Annotated in this window: 19 protein-coding genes; 7 read left to right on the forward strand and 12 right to left on the reverse strand. The window is 63.3% G+C overall.

What is annotated here, in order from left to right:
• Positions 1 to 31 precede the first annotated feature (31 nt).
• Entirely contained in the window at positions 32 to 709 is a 678-nt protein-coding gene (locus XH98_RS22310) for an RraA family protein (protein WP_271619960.1), read from the forward strand.
• Positions 710 to 733: 24 nt separating this feature from the next.
• Here the strand turns inward: XH98_RS22310 and XH98_RS22315 are convergent, their stop codons facing one another.
• From XH98_RS22315 to XH98_RS22340, 6 genes are all read right to left on the reverse strand, one after another.
• Positions 734 to 1,693: an amidohydrolase family protein gene (locus XH98_RS22315; protein ID WP_271619961.1), complete on the reverse strand. Its 960-nt coding sequence runs from the start codon at positions 1,691 to 1,693 to the stop codon at positions 734 to 736.
• Positions 1,690 to 3,012: an MFS transporter gene (locus tag XH98_RS22320; protein WP_271619962.1), complete on the reverse strand. Its 1,323-nt coding sequence runs from the start codon at positions 3,010 to 3,012 to the stop codon at positions 1,690 to 1,692. Before XH98_RS22320 ends, XH98_RS22315 begins: the two co-directional genes overlap by 4 nt.
• Before the next feature lie 32 nt (positions 3,013 to 3,044).
• Positions 3,045 to 3,959: a DUF1932 domain-containing protein gene (locus tag XH98_RS22325; protein WP_271619963.1), complete on the reverse strand. Its 915-nt coding sequence runs from the start codon at positions 3,957 to 3,959 to the stop codon at positions 3,045 to 3,047.
• 2 nt (positions 3,960 to 3,961) lie between these two features.
• Positions 3,962 to 5,326 (reverse strand): MFS transporter, encoded by a 1,365-nt coding sequence (locus XH98_RS22330; RefSeq protein ID WP_271619964.1) that lies wholly within the window; start codon positions 5,324 to 5,326, stop codon positions 3,962 to 3,964.
• Between the two features lie 320 nt (positions 5,327 to 5,646).
• On the reverse strand, positions 5,647 to 6,570 hold the full coding sequence (locus XH98_RS22335; protein WP_271619965.1) for an SMP-30/gluconolactonase/LRE family protein: 924 nt from the start codon (positions 6,568 to 6,570) through the stop codon (positions 5,647 to 5,649).
• A 99-nt stretch (positions 6,571 to 6,669) separates the two neighbouring features.
• Positions 6,670 to 7,416: an IclR family transcriptional regulator gene (locus XH98_RS22340; RefSeq protein WP_271619966.1), complete on the reverse strand. Its 747-nt coding sequence runs from the start codon at positions 7,414 to 7,416 to the stop codon at positions 6,670 to 6,672.
• Between the two features lie 173 nt (positions 7,417 to 7,589).
• On the opposite strand from XH98_RS22340, the gene XH98_RS22345 reads away from it, so the two are divergent.
• The 3 genes from XH98_RS22345 (at position 7,590) to XH98_RS22355 (ending at position 10,758) form a co-directional block, all read left to right on the forward strand.
• Positions 7,590 to 8,345, forward strand: coding sequence for a hypothetical protein (locus XH98_RS22345; protein ID WP_271619967.1), 756 nt, complete (start codon positions 7,590 to 7,592; stop codon positions 8,343 to 8,345).
• Positions 8,346 to 8,631: 286 nt separating this feature from the next.
• Positions 8,632 to 9,489 (forward strand): helix-turn-helix domain-containing protein, encoded by an 858-nt coding sequence (locus XH98_RS22350; RefSeq protein WP_271598547.1) that lies wholly within the window; start codon positions 8,632 to 8,634, stop codon positions 9,487 to 9,489.
• A gap of 240 nt (positions 9,490 to 9,729) precedes the next feature.
• Positions 9,730 to 10,758: a glycosyltransferase family 2 protein gene (locus XH98_RS22355; protein ID WP_271598548.1), complete on the forward strand. Its 1,029-nt coding sequence runs from the start codon at positions 9,730 to 9,732 to the stop codon at positions 10,756 to 10,758.
• 24 nt (positions 10,759 to 10,782) lie between these two features.
• On the opposite strand, the gene XH98_RS22360 is transcribed toward XH98_RS22355, so the two are convergent.
• From XH98_RS22360 to XH98_RS22380, 5 genes are all read right to left on the reverse strand, one after another.
• Positions 10,783 to 11,904, reverse strand: coding sequence for a M20 family metallopeptidase (locus XH98_RS22360; protein ID WP_271619968.1), 1,122 nt, complete (start codon positions 11,902 to 11,904; stop codon positions 10,783 to 10,785).
• A gap of 50 nt (positions 11,905 to 11,954) precedes the next feature.
• Positions 11,955 to 12,893, reverse strand: a complete 939-nt coding sequence (locus XH98_RS22365; RefSeq protein ID WP_271619969.1) for a polysaccharide deacetylase family protein — start codon at positions 12,891 to 12,893, stop codon at positions 11,955 to 11,957.
• A 31-nt stretch (positions 12,894 to 12,924) separates the two neighbouring features.
• Positions 12,925 to 13,800: a polysaccharide deacetylase family protein gene (locus tag XH98_RS22370; protein ID WP_271619970.1), complete on the reverse strand. Its 876-nt coding sequence runs from the start codon at positions 13,798 to 13,800 to the stop codon at positions 12,925 to 12,927.
• Positions 13,797 to 14,423, reverse strand: coding sequence for an aspartate/glutamate racemase family protein (locus tag XH98_RS22375; protein ID WP_271619971.1), 627 nt, complete (start codon positions 14,421 to 14,423; stop codon positions 13,797 to 13,799). The genes XH98_RS22370 and XH98_RS22375 overlap by 4 nt, the downstream gene beginning before the upstream one ends.
• Before the next feature lie 146 nt (positions 14,424 to 14,569).
• Positions 14,570 to 16,153: an ABC transporter substrate-binding protein gene (locus XH98_RS22380; protein ID WP_271598553.1), complete on the reverse strand. Its 1,584-nt coding sequence runs from the start codon at positions 16,151 to 16,153 to the stop codon at positions 14,570 to 14,572.
• Between the two features lie 198 nt (positions 16,154 to 16,351).
• Between XH98_RS22380 and XH98_RS22385 the strand changes: the two genes are divergently transcribed.
• Positions 16,352 to 17,317, forward strand: coding sequence for a LysR substrate-binding domain-containing protein (locus XH98_RS22385; protein WP_271598554.1), 966 nt, complete (start codon positions 16,352 to 16,354; stop codon positions 17,315 to 17,317).
• Between the two features lie 45 nt (positions 17,318 to 17,362).
• Positions 17,363 to 18,160 (forward strand): (S)-ureidoglycine aminohydrolase, encoded by a 798-nt coding sequence (gene allE, locus XH98_RS22390; RefSeq protein ID WP_271598555.1) that lies wholly within the window; start codon positions 17,363 to 17,365, stop codon positions 18,158 to 18,160.
• Between the two features lie 15 nt (positions 18,161 to 18,175).
• Here the strand turns inward: allE and XH98_RS22395 are convergent, their stop codons facing one another.
• A complete protein-coding gene (locus tag XH98_RS22395; RefSeq protein ID WP_271619972.1) occupies positions 18,176 to 18,883 on the reverse strand; it encodes a GntR family transcriptional regulator in 708 nt (235 codons plus the stop codon).
• 149 nt (positions 18,884 to 19,032) lie between these two features.
• Here XH98_RS22395 and XH98_RS22400 point away from each other — a divergent pair, with 149 nt between their 5' ends.
• Complete coding sequence (locus XH98_RS22400; RefSeq protein ID WP_271619973.1) at positions 19,033 to 20,457, forward strand: MFS transporter; 1,425 nt, start codon at positions 19,033 to 19,035, stop codon at positions 20,455 to 20,457.
• Positions 20,458 to 20,473: the final 16 nt, after the last annotated feature.

Consider the following 20,473-nt stretch of genomic DNA (forward strand, 5'->3'; position numbering starts at 1 on the left):
ATAAATTTTCCGACCAATTGGAGAACCATTCATGCCCGTCGGATTCAGAATCTTGAAGCGCACCAGGAAGATCGGCACTGAGGTGGTCGAGCGTTTCGCGCAGCTACCGGTCGCCAATGTCAGCGACAGCATGTCGCGCCTGACGGCCGGCGGTGCGCGGCTTCGCCCGATGCATAGGAGCGGCGGGCTCGCGGGTCCCGCGCTGACGGTCAAGACGGCGCCCGGCGACAATCTGATGGTGCACAAGGCGATCGCGCTGGCCGAGCCCGGCGACGTCATCGTCGTCGATGCCGGCGGCGATCTCACCAATGCCATTACCGGCGAGATGATGTTGATGCAGATGGTCAAGCGCGGTGTGGCCGGCCTCGTCATCAACGGCGCGATCCGCGATGCCGGCTTCATCCGCGGCCAGACCTTTCCGGTTTTCGCGGCCGGCGTGACGCATCGCGGCCCCTACAAGAACGGCCCCGGCGAGATCAACGTTGCGATCGCGATCGACGGCATGGTGATCGAGCCCGGCGACCTCATCATCGGCGACGATGACGGCCTGCTGTGCGTGCCGTTCGATCAGACCGAGGCGGTATTCAAGGCGGCCACGGCGAAGTTCGAGGCCGAGCAGAAGCAGATGGCCAATATCGAAGCCGGCACCCACGACGCCTCCTGGGTGGACAAGCAATTGCGCGAGCTGAAGTGCGAAGGCATCGACTGAGATGCTTTCGCTTCAGCGGCTGGATTAGAAGCCGAACAGCTCGGCGGGATTGTCCACCAGGATGCGCCGGCGCGTCTTTTCGTCCGGTGCCCAGTCGGCGAGAAGATCGAGCAACAAAGAATCGTCAGGCTTGGTGCCGCGCTGGGTCGGATGCGGCCAGTCCGTGCCCCACAGGATGCGCTCTGGCGTGGCCTGAACGTAGGCACGCGCCACCTCGCTGGAATCGGCATAGGGCGGACCGAGCTTGCTGTCTTCGTAGGGCTCGGTGACCTTCACCCAGGTGCGGCCCTCATCGAGCATGCGGCGGACAGCGGCGAACGCAGGATGCTTGAGGCCATCGGGCTGGGGAATACGCCCGAGATGGTCGATCACCACCTTGGTGGGGAGCGACCGGATGACTTTCTCATGCATGACGATCTGATCGCCGGTCATCAGGATCTGCACGTGCCAGCCCAGCGGGGCGACTCGTCTGGCAAGCGCGGCAAGCATCTGCGGCGTTGTCGTGCCCCAGCTCTGCGGAGAGACGAAATTGACGCGGATGGCGCGGACGCCGGCCTCGGCCAGCGCGCGCAGCTCTGCTTCCTCGACATCGGTATGGACGACGGCAACGCCGCGTGACGAGGCGCCGAGCTGGCCCAGCGCGTCCGCGAGACACCGGTTGTCGACCCCGTAGGTCGACGGCTGCACCACCACACTCCTGGTGATGCCGAGCCGGCGCCGGAGATTTCGATAGTCGGCGACGGTCGCACCAGGCGGAAAGCCCTGGTGCCAATGCGGCGAAACAGGAAACCGTTCGTCGTAAATATGGTGATGGCAATCGCACGCATCCGCAGGAGCGTTCAAGCGCGGCGGCGCCGACCCCGTGCTGTTGGGCACCGCCTGCTCGACCCCGCCGGCCCAGGCGCCCGTACTCACAGCCAGCATGCTTGCAAGAACGCCGCGCCGGGTGATGGTGCGCTGTGATGACTTGCCGTGCTCGCTCATGATTTCACCGCCACCATGTCGGCCGCGCGCGCGACGTTGCGACCCAGCACGAGGACCAAGGTCGCGGCCACGGCGCACAGCAGCGCCAGCGGCAGCATCCCGAGCACGAAGCTGCCCGTCCGCTCCTTGACGAGGCCGACTACGTTCACCATCAGGCCGCCGCCGATCAGATTGGAGATCGCGTTGATGCCGGCGAGGCCGGCCGCGAGCGTGCTGGTCGAAAGCCAGCTCGCCGACAGCGCCCAGAACGGCCCCTTGAAGGCATAGGCGCCGACCAGGCAGAACGTCACCATGACGATGGTCGGCGCGACTGCCGTTCCGGTCAGGCTCAATGCCGTGAAGCCGCCGGCGGCGAACAGCAGCGGAATCGCCGTGTGCCAGCGCCGTTCGGCCGTGCTGTCCGAATGCCGTCCCCACAGCACCATGAGCACGGTCGCGATGCCGTAGGGGATCGCGTTGACGAAGCCGGTTTGCAGATTCGACAGGCCGAACGATTTCAGCAGCTGCGGTTGCCAGACCGACAGCACGCTGCCGGTGGCGGACGCGCCGGAGCAGACCAGGGCCATGACCAGGAAATATTTATTGGTCGCAAGCTGCCAGAGCGAGAGATGCCCGACCGGCTTGCGCGCGGCTGCATCCGCCGCCATGCGGGCCGTCAGCCAACCGCGCTGCTCATTGGTCAGCCAGGCCGCGCCTTCGGGCCTGTCGGTCAGGACGAACAGGCAGGCGAGCCCGAGCAAAACGGTCGGCAATCCCTCCAGGATGAACAGCCACTGCCAGCCGCGCAGGCCAAGCGCGCCGTCAAGCTCGAGCAGGCCGACGGATAGCGGCGACCCCAGGAAGGTCGCAAGCGGGATCGAGACCGTGAAGGTCGCCAGGATGCGCGCGCGATATTCGGATGGCAGCCAGTAGGTCAGATAAAGGATAGCGCCGGGAAAGAAGCCGGCCTCCGCCGCGCCCAGGATGAAGCGCATCGCGTACAGCGAATACGGCCCCACCACGAGCGCCATGCACGCCGTCACCAGGCCCCAGGTGATCATGATCCGGGCGATCCAGCGCCGCGCGCCGACTTTCTGCAGCGCCAGGTTGCTGGGGACTTCCACCAGGAAATAGGAGACGAAGAACAGGCTGGCGCCAAAGCCGAACGTCGCCGGCGTGAGGCCGAGATCCTTGTTCATCTGCAACGCCGCAAAGCCGACATTGACGCGATCGAGCAGTGCGAAGAAGTAGCAGATCATCAGGAAGGGCACGAGGCGCAGGATCACCCTGCGCATCGTCGCCTTCTCTATCGGGTCGATGTCCGTCCGAGCAGCCGTCACGTTTCTCTCCCTCTTTGCTTTTTGTTGTTGGCTCATTCGGCTGCTTTCGCGCTGGCCTGCATTTTGGTCGCGATCGCATCGATCGCGATCCTGTAATTCTCGGGAACGACGCCCCTGAAATGCTCCTTCAGGCCGAGGCTGTCCTTCCAGCGCAGCCGCGCCGCGGTCGCGCGCGCCATCAACGGCTCGATGCCAGCATCCTCGACCGCCTCGGCCGCCATCTCGACCTCTTCGGTACGCCGTTTGGCATGGATGACACCTGACGGTGTCAGGCTCTCGACCGTGTCCATGAACGGACGCGTCAGCGTCTTCGAGGCCGAGGCCAATACCGTCTCATCGAGGCCGTAGGATCGGGCCGCCAGCAGCGTCTCGTCGATCAGCGCCTCGATGCCCTTGATCAGGACGGAGCGCAGGATCTTGATGCCGGAGGCCGTGCCGAGTTTCTCGCCGACGAATTCGATGCTCATGCCCCAGGGCACCAGCAGGTCGACCACGCGCTGCCCCGCAGAACCGCTCGACATCATGTGCATCGCATAGCCGTGCTTGGGCGTGCCCATGATGGAGCCGTCACCGAGCGTGGCGCCGGTGCCGGCGAGCCGCTCGGCGACGCCGTATTTCACCTTCGGCGTGGCCGAGGCGAAGTCGAGGAAGGTGTGGCGGCCATCGAGAACAGGCGCGAAGGCATCAGCGCTTTCGAGCGACCTCGAGCCCGGCGTGACGCTGAAGATCAGCTCCGCCGCATCGGCCAATTCCCGGTTGGACCTGACCAGTGTCACGCCCGCGGCCCTGGCTCGGCCCTGGATCAGATCGGCATACGGACCGTCGAAGGCGTATTTGTCGTAGCAGAAGATTTGCTGCAGGCCCGCCTCGCGCAGCCCTTTGCCCAGCGTGCTGCCGATCTCGCCATAACCGACCAGACCGAGACGGAACTGCTTTCGTTCGCTCATTTTCAAATTCCTTTCGAGAGGGACGCGATGGGGCCGGTGCGGCCGTCAGCCGTTCCGGCCTGTCGCTGCAGACTGGCGCCAACCAGGCGGATCAGGATGGCGGCCAGGGCAAGAAACGCGGCCACCGAGATCAGGGCCCAGGAGAAGCTGTCGGTCGACTGCTTGATCACGCCGATGAAATAAGGACCGACGAAGCCGCCGAGATTGCCGATCGAGACGATGATGGCGAGGCCGCCGGCGGCGGCGCTGCCGGTGAGGAAGCTCGACGGGATCGGCCAGAAGGTCGACTGGTAGCACATGATGCCGATCACGGCGCCGCAGAGCGCGACGATCGAAACCAGCGCGGACGATGTCGCGTAGCCGCAGACGATCAGCGAGGCCGCGCCGACGAGCAGGCCCGATGCCACGAACCAACTGCGCTCGCCGCCATTGTCCGACAGTCGCGCCCACAGCATCATGGTGATGGCGCCGCAGATATAGGGAATGGCGGCGATGAAGCCGACGGCGACGACGCCGAAGCCGAGCCCCTTGATGATCTGCGGCATCCACAGCCCGAGACCGACCGAGCCGATGATGGCGCAGAAGTTCACGGCCGCGCAGGCGAGGACGCGCCAATTGATGAAGGCGTCCCTGAGCCGCGAGGGATGTTTTGTGGCAATGGCCTCGCGCTCTGCTGCCAGCACCTCAACGAGCCAACGCCGCTCGTCAGGGCTCAACCACTTGGCCTGCTCCGGCTTGTCCGTGAGCGTGAAGAAGCACACGATTCCCAGGAGGGTCGCCGGCAGGCCCTCGAGGATCAAGAGCCACTGCCAGCCATGCAGGCCGCCGAGGCCATCGAGGGTGAGCAGCGAGCTCGAGATCGGTGCGCCGATGATGTTCGCGATCGGGATGCCGAGCAGAAATGCCGCCGTCGCCGTGCCGCGGATGCGCGCCGGAAACCAGTAGGTGAAATAGAGGAACACGCCGGGCGTGAAGCCGGCCTCGCCAAGCCCGAGCAGGAAGCGCATCACGCCGAAGCTGACGGGGCCGACCACGAACGCCGTTGCTGCCGAGATCAGGCCCCAGGTGATCAGGATGCGGGCGATCCATTTGCGGGCGCCGACGGCCTGCAAGGCCAGGTTGCTCGGCACTTCCGCCAGGAAATAGCCGAAGAAGAACAGTCCGGCGCTCCAGCCGAATGCGGACGGCGAGATGCCGAGATCGCCGTTCATCGTCAGGCTGGCGATGCCGACATTGACCCGGTCGAGATAGGCGACGATGTAGCAGAGCAGCAGAAAGGGCACGATCCGCCACAGCACCTTCGCGAGGATCTTCTCCTCCTCGGCTGTGAAGCCCTGTTGGACTGAAGCGGCAGCGACGCTTGCCATGGGTTCCCTCCCGGGGCGCCGGTGTTGTCCCGGCCGTGGGAAGCGCCTTAGCAAAAACAGAACGCCGTTGCAATTTTTTTTGCAACGGCGTTTCATTTTGTTGGGCGCTCGATGGGGGTTCCCAAAAAAGTGGAGCTCCGCCCGTCGGTTGGTGCGTCGTCGCCGCCCCAATCTCTACTGTCATGGCCCGGCTCGACCGGGCCATCCAGTACGCCGCAGCTTCTCGGCTCAATCACGACCGTCTCGGAGTACTGGATCGCCCGGTCCTAGTGCGCGATTGCGCACTGGCCGGGCGATGACGCCGTGTGTGGGGGGAGCGACTAATCGGCGTGCGAGAACATCGCCAGGCCCGGCGTTTCGAGCTCGGCACGCAGGAGGGTTCCAGTACGGCTCTCGGTGATGAAGAGGCTCTTTCGCTCTGGGCCGCCAAAGGCAAGATTGGTGGTCCCGACGCCCGCGCAGGAGACGATGCGGTCGAGCGGTTCGGCCAGCGGCGACAACCGCCAGACCGAGCCGAAACCGGTGTGGCAGACCAGAAGGTTGCCGCCGTCATCCAGCGCCAGTCCGTCGGGACCACCCGGGCCGCCGTGCAGATGCGAGAAGATGCCGACCTTGGTGGTCAGGCCGCTCGCCGGCAGCGGCACGCGCCAGATCTGGTTGGCGCGCGTCACCGCGACCAGCAGAAAGCTTTCCTCGGGATCAACGACGATGCCGTTCGGGCTCGGGATCGTGTTGATGAGGCAGGTGAGCCGGCCGTCCGGCGTGAGCTTCCAGACCCGGCCCGTCGGATCATGCATGCCGGTCTGGCCCTGGTCGGTGAAATAGAGATTGCCTGAAGGTGCGAAGACGAGGTCATTGACGCCCTTGAAGCTCTCGCTCGCCGCCGTTTCCAGGAACGGCGTGACGTTGCCGCTGGCGGGATCGAGCAGCATGATCCCGCGCTTGTAATCGGTGATGAACACGCGGCCGTCGCGGTGGATCTTCAGGCCGTTCGGCCAGCCATCATATTCGGACACCAGCTCCCACCCCCCGTCAGCGCTGACGCGGAAGATGCGGCCATGGGGAATGTCGGTAACGTAGAGCCGCCCCTGCCGATCGAAGGACGGTCCTTCGAGGAAGGAGTCGATCTCGCGTCCGGCCTGATTGGCATCGGCCCAGGCGGTGCGGCGCGGTTTGCGAAGATGATCAGGCAGTCGCGTGAAGATGCTGGTCTCGATCCGGCGCGGCGGGCTGAAGAATGTCATGGGCTGGCCTTTGTGACGCGCTTGGCAGAACATAGAGTTCGACAGGATTGTCGCCCGCCGAAGCCAACGTCGCAAGCTAAAACGAAATTGCGTTTCGTTTTAAGCCGAACCGGCTCGCCTGCGTCCGCTTTTCGCCGTGCCGGAGGACGGAGTTCCGCCGCAGGCCAGGGTCAGCTTGCTTGCGGCCTCGACCAGCGCCGGCTTGATCTGCTCCGCCCGCGCGCTCGTGAGCCGGCTGACCGGCCCTGAGATCGCGAGCGCCCCGATCAGGGAGTCGCCGATGCCGAAGACGGGCATGGCGAGAGCGGCCGCATGAGGATCCGTCATGCCGGAGGTGAACAGCGGCAGCTCGTCATCCGGCCCGGGCGGCCCGGACTCATACCGCCGCAGCGTTTGCGCGATGGCAGACTTGTCCATCGGACGCGTATCGCCCGGCTGCACGGTCATCCGGATACGATTGCTGCTCTCCACCCGGAACAGACATAGCCTCTCCTCGCCATTGCGGACATAGAAGGACGTGGTCTCGCCGGTTTTTGCCGCGAGCTGCTCGAGCACGGGCATGACGTGGTCGGCCAGACGAAACGCCTGCTGATAGGCCGTGCCGAGGCGCAAGGTCTCCGCATCGAGCCGGTACGAGCCGTCAGGCAGGCGCGCGAGCAGCCGGTATTGCTGCAGCGACAAGGCCAGCCGCAGGATCGTGCTCTTGACGAGGCCAGTGCGCTCCGCGAGCTCGGCCAGGCTCAAGGCGCCGTCTCCGCGGCGGAACGCGGTCAATACCGCGAGCGCCCGTTCGGCCGCCGATACGCCCTTGAGTGCGGGCGGCTTCTTCACGGTCTGCTTTGCCATCTCACCCCTCGTCCTCGTCACGTCCTAAGGCATTCCGACCATGAGGAGAAGGGGCTACCCCATCGTAACCCCTCGCGTTCAGCTCCGCTCCGAGCGAATGTCGCGCATGCCGCACCCGAGTTTGCGCCCTGGCTGATGGCACGAGCACGGCCTTGGTGGTTGCGGGAAAGCAGGTGAAGTCGCTCGGCTCAAACCGGGCGTCGTTCCCACAAAGACGCCGCTGGAAGTTGAACAGATATTTACGCCCCGCGTGCTCGCGCGCGACCTTGTTGCCTATTGTTCCCGAATTCGCTCTTGAGGCTTGCATTGATCAATCGTGGCTCAAGACGTTCAAGCACCCTCGATTGAAGCCTCCTAGAATCGCACCTTATCTGTTTGCTTTGTTGTCTCTGGGGCATTTGATGTATTTCACACTGATCAAGCCGGAGGTCGCAACCGCGTCGATGCAGAGCAATCTGTCCTTGCTCGAGGCTCTCGCCGGCGTTGCGCGGACGCAATTCACGACGCTATTGGACCAACTCGCCGATTTGCAAAGCCAATCCGTGGCGGCCTCCGCTATCGAGCGCGACGGCCATGGCGGCCTCATCGGTGCCAGGCGGGATATGATTGCCATCATCAAGGTGATGCAGCGAATGGCGGACGAGCTGTTGCAGGAGTCGAAACAGTCGTGGGAGTCGGTCGGATATATTTCCGGCAACGTCCACAAGATCGCCTTTGGGCGGCGGCGACTGCTCGGCGGGCGAACGCCGAACGATCTCCATGCGGCCGCCGTCGAAGAAAAGCTTCGGCGAACGCCCCGGCTGATGATTTCGCTGCTGGAGGTGGCCACGATTTTGGAAGAGGCATTTGCTGACCTGAGACCGGTCAAGAAAGAGCGCATAAGCGGCAACAGCGAGGGCTGCTCGGTCGACGTTGCCCCGGTCCAGTAGTTTCATATCGTCGACGGCTCGGATGCGGCCTTTCGTTGCGGCCCGTGTCACCCGGGATCGGTTCTCCACGAGCCGGCGACGGGAATAAGATACCTTCGTGCAACTTGTGACTGCGAACCAACGCCAATCCGAGATAAAGCGATCCGGCACATCAAGACCCGCAATGGCGCGGGCAAAGGGAGTATACGCCGACGGCAATGACTGGGGGTCGTTGCCGGCGGAGCGTCGAACGTAGAGCATGGACGATTGCGGACTCTATGGCGAGCGGCTCGCCACATTATTCCCGATGATCCGGCAGCCCAGCACGGGCCTCGTCAAGTCACTCCAGAAGGGAACGTTCGCCGCGGTGCGGATGACCCATTTCGGGCCGTCCAGCGATCCAACCTTGCCGTCACCGCCCGATGCAGCGTTCGCGCTGTGTCTGCGGCTGCGACGTCAAAGGGCCGAGGCATGGGTTGATGGACGCCATGCCCGCAAAGGCGCCGCGAAGGACGAGACGAGCATCTACGACCTGCGATGCGAGACGATCGTTCGCTTCCAGGATCCGTTCGATTTTCTTTATCTGTATCTGCCGCACAGCGCGTTGAGTGGTCTTGCGAGCGAGCTTGAGGCTGCGCACGTTCGGTTCGACATTGCGGCGGGTACGAACATCCGCGATCCTGTCGTGGCGCATCTCGGCAAGTGCCTGTTACCCGCGCTTGAGCGGCCGCACGAGGCCAACGAGCTGTTCGTTGGCTCTGTTGCGATGGCGCTCAACACGCATTTCCTTCACACCTACACCAGCATTCTTCCCGTCGATCGCCTGCAGCGCAGCGGATTGACACCCTGGCAGCTTCGCATCGCAAAGGACCTGATACGCGCTCATCTCGACGGGGAGGTTTCCCTGGCACACATCGCGACCGAATGCGGCTTGTCGACGGCCCATTTTGCCCGGGCCTTCAAGATCAGCACCGGCACTCCGCCGCATCGCTGGTTGATGGATCAGCGCATCGAGGAAAGCAAGCGCCTGCTCGTCGGCTCCTCGTTGCCGCTCATAGACATTGCGATCAAATGCGGCTTCTCCGATCAAAGCCACTTCACGAGAGCTTTCTCGGCGAGGGTGGGGACCACTCCCGGTCGCTGGCGGTTGATCAGAAAGAGCTGACCTCCGCTGACCCGCGCTTGCCTAACAAGAATGGTTACTCAATCATTGACGCTCTGCGGTTCATTAACGACGCAGGGCGAATTGGCTTCTGCCGAGGATCATGTTTGATAAATTGCGGATAGAAGCACGGAAAGGTGCAAATCCAGGCCGATCCGCTGAGGCCGCCTCCCTCGAACAGCTGATTCAGACGCGGGCTGCTCTTGGACGTGACCGGCCCGTTCACCGGCAAGGAGAGATGAGATGCAGGTCAGATCCGCGCTTCAGATCAATTTGCATCCGCTGGACGTGCGCCATGCGGTCCACATACTTCCGCATCAGCTCGAGGTGTGGGGCGATCAGGTCGATCGTATCGTCTTCACCGTCGACACCAGGCAGAGCAAGAGCGGCCGCTATGCCGGCGGCGCCTACGAGGAGAGCCGCCGGCGCCTGTTCGCATTGCTGGAGGCCATCGCGCGGAAGTCGCCAAAGGCGGAGATCGCCGAGGTCGACTATTCGCCGGCGGCGCTCGCGGCCGTGCGGCAGCGCTATTTCTCCACGTCCAGCGCCTATCCGGAAAAGGCCTTCGATGGCGGGCCGTTCCATGCCTATTTCTACGGTCTGTCGAAGGCGAATGCGGACTATGTGGTGCATATGGACAGCGATATGCTGTTCGGCGGCGGCAGCCAGGTCTGGCTGGAGGAAGCGATCGGCTGGCTGACGGCAACGCCGGGTGCACTGTTCGCCGGACCGCTTCCCGGTCCGCCCCGCTCTGACGGCACGCTCGGCGATCTGCATGGCGGGTTTCCCGGACTGACCGGGATCCAGCCGCCCGAGCGGCTCGCCGCCGCCTACCCGGCCTACCGCTTTCGCACCGTGAGCACGCGGATCTTCGTGCTTGATCAGAACAAGTTCGATGCGTCGGTCGGGGCGCTGGAGCTGGTGCGTCCGAATCTCAAGCGCCGGATCCGGGCAAGACTGTTTCACCAGTCGCCACTGACGATGCCGGCGGAGGAGATCATCTCCGCGGCCATGATGCGCAACGGGCTTTCCCGCATCGACTTTCTCGGTTCGGGCGCCGGGCTCTACTCGCTGCATCCGCCGTATCGCACCGAGGCTTTCTATCGAGAATTGCCGCAACTGATCGCACGTATCGTGGCCGGTGCGATCCCGGACGCCCAGCGCGGCGACTATGATGTCAATTCAAGCATGTTCGACTGGACGGAGGCGCTGCGGCAGAAGACCGTCAGCCGCCGCCTAGCCCGCGCCGCGCGCGCGCTGATGTCGAGCTGAGCAAGCCACCGAGACCCTGTTCATCTATGATCCAAGCTCCGTGATCATTCGCCGCAACAGCTCGGCGCGGCGTGGAAGCGCGGAGACCACGACATATTCGTTCGGCGAGTGCCACTCATTGCCGATCGCACCGAGACCATCCAGAGTCGGGGTGCCGACAGCCGAGGTGAAATTGCCGTCGCTGCCACCGCCGCTCGAGGTTTCGACGAGGTCGATATCCTGCTTGCGCGCGATGGATTTCGCGAGCGAGAACAGCTCCAATCCACCTGCAGTCCGTTCGAGGCACGGCTTTTCAATTTCCCCACTGGCCGTGACCGTGACGTCGCTGCCGATCGGCCCGGTGGACAAGATCGTCTCATCAACCAATCGGCCAGCCTCGGCGGAGGAGAAGCGGACATCGATGGTGCAGAAGGCGCGGCCCGCGACGACATTCCGCGCCGTGCCGCCACCGACTTCCCCGACATTGACCGTCGTTCCCGTCGAATAGTCGGTCAATTTGTCAAGCTCCACGACCTGGCGAGCAAGCTCCGAGATGGCGCTGCGGCCGCTCGCGTGAGCCGAGCCAGCATGCGCTTCCCGGCCCTCGACGTCGAGACGGTATTTCGCACGGCCCTTGCGGAAGGTGATGACCTCGTCCTTGCGGGCCGGCTCGGCGATCAGCGCGTAGCGGGATTCCCGCGCCAGCCGCTCGATGATGCGGCGCGAGGTCGGAGAACCGATCTCCTCGTCCGAGGTGTAGAGAAGCGTCAGCGGAAGGTGCGGCTGATGGACCAGACCGGCAATATGCTGAGCGGCTTTGAAGGCCAGAAAGCCGCCCGCCTTCATGTCTGCGATGCCCGGACCATGAAAGCGGTCGCCATCGCGGCGCATGGCGACCGACCCCGGCGGGCATACCGTATCGAGATGCGAAACGGAGAGGATGCCCGGCCCGCGCCCCCACGGCAGCCGGACCAGCAGATGGTCGCCCATTCCATCGGTCCCCGGAATTCGCTCCAGGCTGGCGCCGAGTTGTACAAAGTCTGTGGCAACGACGTCGAGCAGTCGCGCCATGTTGTCGACGTCACCGGTTGGCGTTTCGATCTCGACCCAGCGACGCAGGCCGGCGAGAAGCGATTCCGCTTCGGTTGACTGTGTTTGGTTCGGCATCATGCTCCCGCAAAATAATTGCAACGCCCCGCATCAATATTCGCGAGGAGTCAGCTCAGGCTGCCCTCATAGTCCTGCCAGATCGAAGCGGACAGGCGAAGATGGGTGTCCGCGGGATAGGTCGCGGACCAGTAATCCGCGCATTCCGCTCCCGTAGCATTCCATAGGCCAGGAAAATTCGCGATGTATGCAAGCACCTCTTCGAGCGCCTCGGCGTGGTGTCCCCAGCCGCTCCCTTTCGGATGCAGCGTCAGCGAGAAGTACCGACCGCGTCGATACTGGGCCTCGAACTCGCGAAGCCAATTTCGCTTCAGCGCATTGACCCGATCAAGGCCTGTGCCTTCGGTCGGAAACATCAGGAAAAACTGATCGTCGCAGCTGTAATGGTATGGAAGCGTCAAGAAAGCCTTGCGCTGCACGAAGTCCGCGACCCAATAGTGCGGAGCATCGTCCGCGAGCCCGTTGCCCATATAGCCGTAACCGGCATCGACCAGCAGGCCTATCGTCGCACCGGTCACGCTGCCGACGGCGAACGCGTCCTGCTGCCGGGGCAGGGAAAACCATCCCTTCGGCCGGCGTCCGACAATCCGCTCCAGCGTCGATGTCGTCAGCGCGATCCGTTCTCTCTCCTCCTCCACGCTCAACGCGCTGACATCCTCGTGCTTCCATCCTCCGGCGGCGATCTCGTGCCCGTCGTCGCGGATGGACTTGATGCGGTCGGGATGGATCTCCGCCATCACGGCGGGGACGACGAAGGTCGCGCGCAGACCATATCGCCGCAGCAGCCGCATGATGTTCTGCAGCCCGACCGTGATACCGAACAGCGAGGTCGGATGCGTGATATCGGGCGCGGTAATCCCTGAAGGTGTCGAGGCAGGACTGAGATCGACGACCACGCTGAAGCAACAACGCTTGCCGTCCGGCCAGCGGACTTCCGAATCCTTCATCCCGATTTCGTCCGATATCGTGTAGTTCTGCTTCCAGGGCATTGAGCTGGTCCTGACGGGCTGTCGTCGATTTTCAGGCGGGATGCCGGGCGAGCACGTGCCGCGCCAGATCCTCGCAGGTCGGGAACCACACGCCTGGAAGCTTCTTCATCTCGACGATCAGGCGCTCCAGCATATCGACTCTGGAGGCACGGCCCGACACGAAGGGGTGCAGCATGAAGTTGAGATAACCGCCTAGCCTGTACTGGTGCCAGAAGGCACTTCGCCACATCTCGAACACTTCATCCGGATCGAGCAGCCTTTGCGCGGCGGTCTTGCTGCCAGCCCAATTCGCGCTGAAATACATCGCGTCATCGATAGCAAAGTGCACCGGCAGCTGCACCATCCTGTTCATCCCGTTCTCGTCGTCCTGATAGAGCGGTGTGTAGGTGCAGGAGGTCGAGGAATTGTAGATGAAGCCCTGCCGCCGCAGCAGCGCGGGGCTGTGCTCGCTGCGGGTTCCAACGGGACGGCGACCGGCGACGCGTTCAAGCGCGGCGATGGTCTTGAGCAGATGGTCCTCCTCGAGCGCCTTGTCCTTGGGAACGTGATGCTCCCACATGTGATCGGCGATTTCATGCCCGGCTCTGGCCGCGCGGCGCAGGGCCTCCGGATAGAGCTCGCAAATGCGCCCCGGCGTGAAGATCGTGACCTTGATGTCGTGAGCTTCGTACATTTCCAGCAGGCGCCAAATCCCGATGCGGCCGCCGAACTCCCCTTTCGCGAGCTGCATCGGCGGCTCATTCGCAAGCCGGCGGGCCAGCATGGCATCGAAATCCAGCGTGAAGTTCACCGCCATCCGCACGCCGGGCGGAAGCACGAAGTCCGGAATCGGAAAATGCCGCGCCTCATAGGCAAGCGCCGCGGCCTTCAACTGTTCGACCTCATCGGCGAGCGCGGCGCTGGTCATCGGTTGCTCCCGGAGACTTTGGCAGGGCGAAGATTCATGCCGACGGCTGCTTCAGCGATCTTGAGACCGGCAAGCACGGAATTGACGACGGGTACGCCGACGCGATCCTGCAGACGTTCCGTCAGCTGCGGCGTGAACCCCATCCCCATGCAGCCCATGACCAGAATGTCTGCGCCATCGTCGACACAGGCGCGTGCTGCTGCCAAAATTCCATTGAAGGCTTCATCCGGTCTCCGGACGAGATCGAGCACCGAACAGCCGACCATGCGTTCAGAGACGAAGACGTCGGCGAGCCCAAGAGAACGAAGGCGCGCGAGCAGCCCTTTGGGCGTGGGATCGGACGACAGCACCGAGAAGCGTTCGCCGAATTGAGCCGCCAGGTGCATCGCGCTGCCGCCCGGCCCGATGACGGGAATATCGGTGAGGTCGCGAATGGCGGCAACACCGGGGTCGCTGAAGCAGCCGATGACGACGGCGTCGAAGCTCTCCGCGATCCATTTCGGAACAGCACGGAGAAGCTCGGGCACGACCCGGGCCGCGTCGGCGTTGGACTCGACGGCCGACGGCCCATCGGCGAGCGGCCAGACGTCGATGACGACATCGGACGCGGCGGCCTCCGACAAATATGCGCGGCGCCGCTCGATCTCCTCGACCCCGAGGGTACGGTGCATGGGACTGGTCAACTGATAGAGAATCCTGGGCTTCATGTCACCGTTGCTCCCGGGCAAGACGCAGGACGACGACCGCCGGATTGCGTCGTACCTTCCTGCTACTCGCGGCGAACATTCCAGAACACCGGGAAGCTGAAAGGGATCATGCCCTTGAGATCCGAACGGTAGGCCGGAGGTGTCGCAAATTGTCCGGCGAGAACGTAGTTGACGTTGTTGTGGAAGGCAGCCTGGATCTCGTCGCGATATTTCTTGCTCTCGGCAGGGCTCGACGCTTGGGAATACGCCTTCAGCAGCTTGCTCATCGCCGGATCGCAATACCAGCCGGGATTGTTCTCCAGGCAGTTCAACGACACCATCTGCTGCGCGAGTGGATTGACCAGATCGATACCCGCCATCACCAGCGGGGTCACGCTCCAGCCGCCCTCCGCCACCGGCGCCTTCTTCAGGCGACGCGCCGCAACCGTCGCGTAGTCCGATGTCCGCAGATCGACGTTGAAGCCCGCCTGCTTCAACTGGTCGGCCAGCACGGAGCCCACCGGATTGAGAATGGCGGATGTTCCCGCATGCAGAAACACCACGGGCTCGCCCTTGTAGCCGCCCTCTTTCAGGAGCTTCTGAGCGGCCTCCGGCCCGATGTCGCGGGAATATTCGGTGCCGGCGTCCGAACTTCCGTCGTTGCCGCACATGTAGATCGAATAGCAGGTGCGGTACATGTCGGCCGGTAGTCCCAGACCAGCCATGACGTCTTTCTGTTCGACCGCAGCCTGCAACGCCCGGCGTACAAGCGGATTGTCAAAAGGCGCGTGGGTGTGATCGACATTGATCGCAATCATGTTCTGGGCGATCGCCGGCTGCTTGCCGATCGTCACCTTGGGATTTTTGCGCAGCACGTCGATGTAATCGTAGGGCACGACCTCCAGAAGATCGACCTCTCCCTTCTGCAGGGCCGCGGCGCGGGTCGATTGATCGGGAATACTCAAGAGCTCGATGCGGTCAAAGTTCGCGACTTTCCCGCCGGCAAGACCATCTGCCGGCTCGGAGCGCGGGACATAGTCCGGATTGCGGGCGAACACCGCCTTGGCGCCGGGGCGCCACTCGTCTTTCAGGAAAATGAACGGCCCTGAGCCGACAACCTCCGGCACCGCGGTGTTCGCGTCCAGGCGGGCCAAGCGTGCCGGCATCATGACGGGTATCTGATGGCCGGGCTTGCCGAGTGCCTCGATGACGAAGGCGAAAGGCCGCTTGAGCTTTAATTCGAACGTCTTGGAATCGACCACCGTGAATCGGTCCGCGGCAGTCATCATTTGGGCACCGAAGCCCTCGCGCTTGGCCCAGCGCTCGATCGAGGCGACACAATCCTCCGACGTCACGGGCGCGCCGTCGCTGAACTTCAGCCCGTCGCGGAGATGGAAGGTGTAGGTCAGGCGGTCGGAGCTGACCTCCCAGCCGGAGAGCATCTGCGGCTTGTAGTGGCCTTCGCTGTCGATCGCCACGAGCTCGTCAAAAACGAGGTACGCGAACACGCGGGTCGCATTGATTGTGGTGATGATCGGATCGAGAACCTGAAGCTCGGTCTGCAACGAGACTTTCAGCACCCTGTCTTCGGCGTGCGCGGCCTCAGAAGCGCCGGCGAGACCGACAAGTGAAAGCGCGGCTGACAGCACAAAATGGCGCAATCCCACGGAGGACCTCTTTTGTTGCCAGATACTTCGTTGGCCCATGATGCGAGCTCATTGAGCCGCATCATCGACCCGATGAACCTACCGTCCCCGGCGTTTTTTCAGCAAACCACTTGTTTTGCGGCTGAGCATGATAAAAACTAAGCCTCATGGACACCGCTTCGAAACGGCACCGAGGCGGGTGAAAGGGCAGGTCAGCCGGTGTCACGTCTGTCGAAACGCGAGCGTCCGGCCCGTCGCCGTCTGCCGCCGCTCAACGCGGTGCGCGCTTTCGAGGCGGCTGCTCGTCACGTCAACTTTGCGCTTGCCGCCGATGAGCTGGCGGTGACGCCGGGAGCAGTCAGCCGGCATGTCAAGGCGCTGGAGGTCCAAATCGGCCGCAAGCTGTTCGATCGCTACCCGCAGTCGCTCGAGCTGACGGAGTTTGGCCGGACCTGGCTGCCCGTCGTGTCCGAGGCGTTTGATACGCTCGAAAGCGGGACTGCCCGGCTGCTGTCGGAGCGGCCGCGCGCGACATTCGCATTGAATGCGCCGACGGCTTTCGCCACCGGCTGGCTGCTGCCGCGCTTTGCCCGCTTCCATCGTGAGCAGCCGGAATTGACCATCAGGTTGCTCACCCAACCCGATCTGCCGGATCTTTTGCGTGAGGGTGCTCCTGATGCGGCGATTGCCCACGGCCGAGGCGAATGGCCGCGACTGAACGCCCATTTCCTGTTCGCCGACCGGCTGATACCGATGTGCAGTCCGGCCTACCTCGCTGCACAACGACGGCTTATCGAACCGGCCCATTTGCTCACCGAGACCCTGATCTCCACCGACGACACGGCGCAGGATTGGGCCGCCTGGTTTGCGATGGTCGGACTGCATGGCGAACAACCGCAACGCATGCTGCATTTCGCCAGCAGCGTGTTGCCCGCACATGCCGCCATGAACGGTCTCGGGTTTGCACTGATCGATCCCAGTCTGGTGACGTCGGAACTCGACCTCGGCCGGCTGATTGCTCCGCTGTCTTTCCCCCCGTTGATGCGAGGGACGGGGTGGTACCTTCTGCATTCGCGCGTTCGCCGCAAGGATCCCGTGATGATGACTGTCCGAAACTGGCTGCAACGCGAAGCCGGCTCCAGCGTCCGCCATATGTTTCCGAAACCGGGAGGCGCCTCTCGTTAGGCTTTCCGTTGAATCGGACTCCCGCGAATTGATCGAGGACATCAGATGAACCCCAGCGATTTGCCCGGCCAACCCGGTGTCGTTCCTCCCGGAGCGATCGGCCATAATCGCGGCGTTGTCGGCCGCAACTTCGCGTTCATCCCTCCGGAGGGTGTGTTGGTCAGCAGGCTTCCGGCGTGGAGATCGACAGTCGTGCGCTTTCTGGCAGCACCATCGCTCGGCGCCGGCTTTGTCCAGTTCGTGCTGGAAATCGAACCGGCCGGAGGTACGGCCCGGCCGATCTGTGTGGATCTGCAGCACTTCTTCTATGTCGTGGCAGGCGAAGTGGACGTGACCATCGGCTCCGACTCCACAGTGCCGCTCGGAGCGGGGGCGTTTGTCTATGTACCGCCCGGCCTGTCATTTGCGATGACGTGTCGCCCCACCGCGCCAGCGCGCATCATCGCCGTCAAGAAACGCTATGAGGAAGCCGAAGGCATTGCCGCTCCAACGGCGATCGTCGGCCAGCAGCAATCCATGCCGATGACGAACCATACCGGATTGCAGGGCCGCGGGTTCAAGCACCTGCTGCCGCTGGGCGATCTGAGGTTCGACTTCGAGATGAACCTGATGTTTTTCCAGCCCGGCGTCTGCTTCCCGGCGGTGGAAACGCACATCATGGAGCACGGATTGTTCATGCTGGAGGGGCAAGGCCTCTATTATCTTGGCGGCAGCTGGCACGAAATCTGGGTTGATGATTTCATTTGGATGGGATCGTTCTGTCCCCAGCAATTCTATCCCACCGGGCTCAATCACGCGGTCTATCTGCTCTACAAGAACGTCAACCGCGACGTCGTCCTCTGACGCCGCGCCCGCGCCTCAAGCTCCGGCGACAGCGGTCGCGGGCGGCTCGCCGCGCAACTGCGCCATCAGAATCGTCCGCGAGGCGACAAGATGGGCACGCATTGCGGCTTCTGCCGCATCGGCATCGCGGCGTTCGATCGCGACGATGATTGCTTCGTGTTCGCGACGCACGGCCTCGATTCGCTGCGGGGTTCCTAGGGTCACCGTCGTGCTCTGAAACCTGCAGATCTGCAGCAACGGATAAAGCTCGTTGCAGATGATGTCGATGAGCCAGCGGTTGCGACTGCCGCGCACGATCAGCATGTGCAAATCGTCGCCGACGCTGCGGACACGGAACACGCCGCCCACGCCTTCGCGACGAAAGCTGTCCTCATCCGCGGCGAGACAGGCGCGCAGCTGCCGTGTCTCGTGTAGCGTCATGTTCTCGGCGGCCTGCCGGCTCGCCATGCCCTCGAGCGCTTCGCGCGTCGAGAGCAGCTGCTCCAGATCGTCGAGCGACAATTGCACGACGCGGACGCCGGAGAACGGCGTGCGTTCGAGGAGCTGGCGCCCCTCGAGGGTGCGGATCGCCTCTCTGAGCGGACCCCGGCTGACGCCGAACCGGTCGGACAGGGCCTGCTCCGAAAGCTTCTGCCCCTGCGCCAGCTCACCGGTGAGGATCGCCTGTTCAAGGCGGGCGACGATCTGGTCAACGAGGGCGCCGCTGGCTGGCTGTAACGTCATGATTCTGACCCGGAATTGTCTCCTGCAAAGACTACCAGAATTACAGTCCTGGGCCAACGAATTGTTGCCAATATGAGATATTGTTGACAATCATGTTTATTGTATTCAATATGCTGAGGTAGAAACGTCAACTCTGCAGGGGTGTCCAAGTGAGCATCACGGCTATCGCCGATCGGCCAGCCGAGCCGCTGGCGCATGCGCACGCCGCGGCGATTACCGCGCGCATCGATCGGCTGCCGGAGAACAGGCACATATGGCGCCTCGCAGCCCTGATCTCGTTGGCGGGAATGTTCGAAGTCTACGACCTCTATCAGACCGCCTACGTCCCAACCGGTCTGGTGCGATCAGGCATCTTCTCGGAAGGCGCCAAAGGATTGTTCGGCCTGCCGGACCAGGCCGCGTTTGCGTCTTCAACCTTCCTTGGATTGTTCATCGGCGCGATCGCGTTTGCCTCGGTCGCCGATCGCTTCGGCCGCAAGACGATCTTCCTGTGGGCGCTGGTCGGCTACAGCATCGCGACGCTGGTGATGGCGCTGCAATCGACCGCAAACGGCATCCTCGCGTGCCGCCTGCTCGCCGGAATTGGATTGGGCGTCGAGCTGGTCACCATCGATGCCTACCTCGTCGAAATCGTGCCGAAGCATATGCGCGGCAAGGCGGCGGCGATCATGCACGCGATCGCCTATCTTGCGATCCCGCTGGTTGCGTTCGTTTCCTATTTGCTGATTCCGCTCGATCCCCTTGGCGTTGCGGGCTGGCGCTGGGTTGTCCTGATCGGCGCAGGTGGCGCTGCCTTCGTGTGGTGGTTGCGCGTCAATCTGCCGGAGTCACCGCGGTGGCTTGCGCAGCACGGCAACATCGAGGCCGCCGATCGGATCGTCAGCGAAATCGAACGGCAGCTCGAGCAGGACCTTGGCCATGCGCTGCCGGCGCCTGCGCCTGAAATTGTCGGCGTCCCGCGCCGCGCAAGCTTTGCGGAAATCTGGCAGCCGCCTTATCGGCAGCGCACCATCATGCTGATGGCGTTCAATTTCTTTCAGACGATCGGCTTCTTCGGCTTCACCAACTGGCTGCCGACATTGCTCGCCGCGCAAGGCCACTCGATCACCAAGAGCCTGTTCTACTCCGCCGTGATTGCGGTGGCCTTTCCGCTCTGGGCTGTGCTGTGGGGCTTTACCGTCGCCGAACGCTACGAGCGCAAATGGCAGATCGTCGTCGCTTCAGGCGCCACCGCCGTGCTCGGCCTGATCTTTGCCATGCTGACGGTTCCCTCGCTCCTGATCCTGTGCGGTACGCTGATCGTCGGCGCCAACACACTGATGTCGTATGCCTACCATCCCTACCAGGCCGAGCTCTATCCAACCGAGGTGCGAGCCCGCGCGGTCGGCTTCGTCTATTCATTCAGTCGCCTGTCGACGGTGTTCACGAGCTTCATCATCGCGTTTCTTCTCAGGGACTTCGGTGCACAATGGGTGTTCGTGTTCATCTCGCTCAGCATGTTCGTGGTGATGGGCTCGATTGGCATCTACGGTCCGCTGACACGCGGACGTTCGCTTGAAGACATTGCGCGCTAGCGCAACTCCATTTGTC

Origin of the sequence: Bradyrhizobium sp. CCBAU 51745 (genome assembly GCF_028128715.1) — a bacterium.
Lineage (GTDB): Bacteria > Pseudomonadota > Alphaproteobacteria > Rhizobiales > Xanthobacteraceae > Bradyrhizobium > Bradyrhizobium manausense.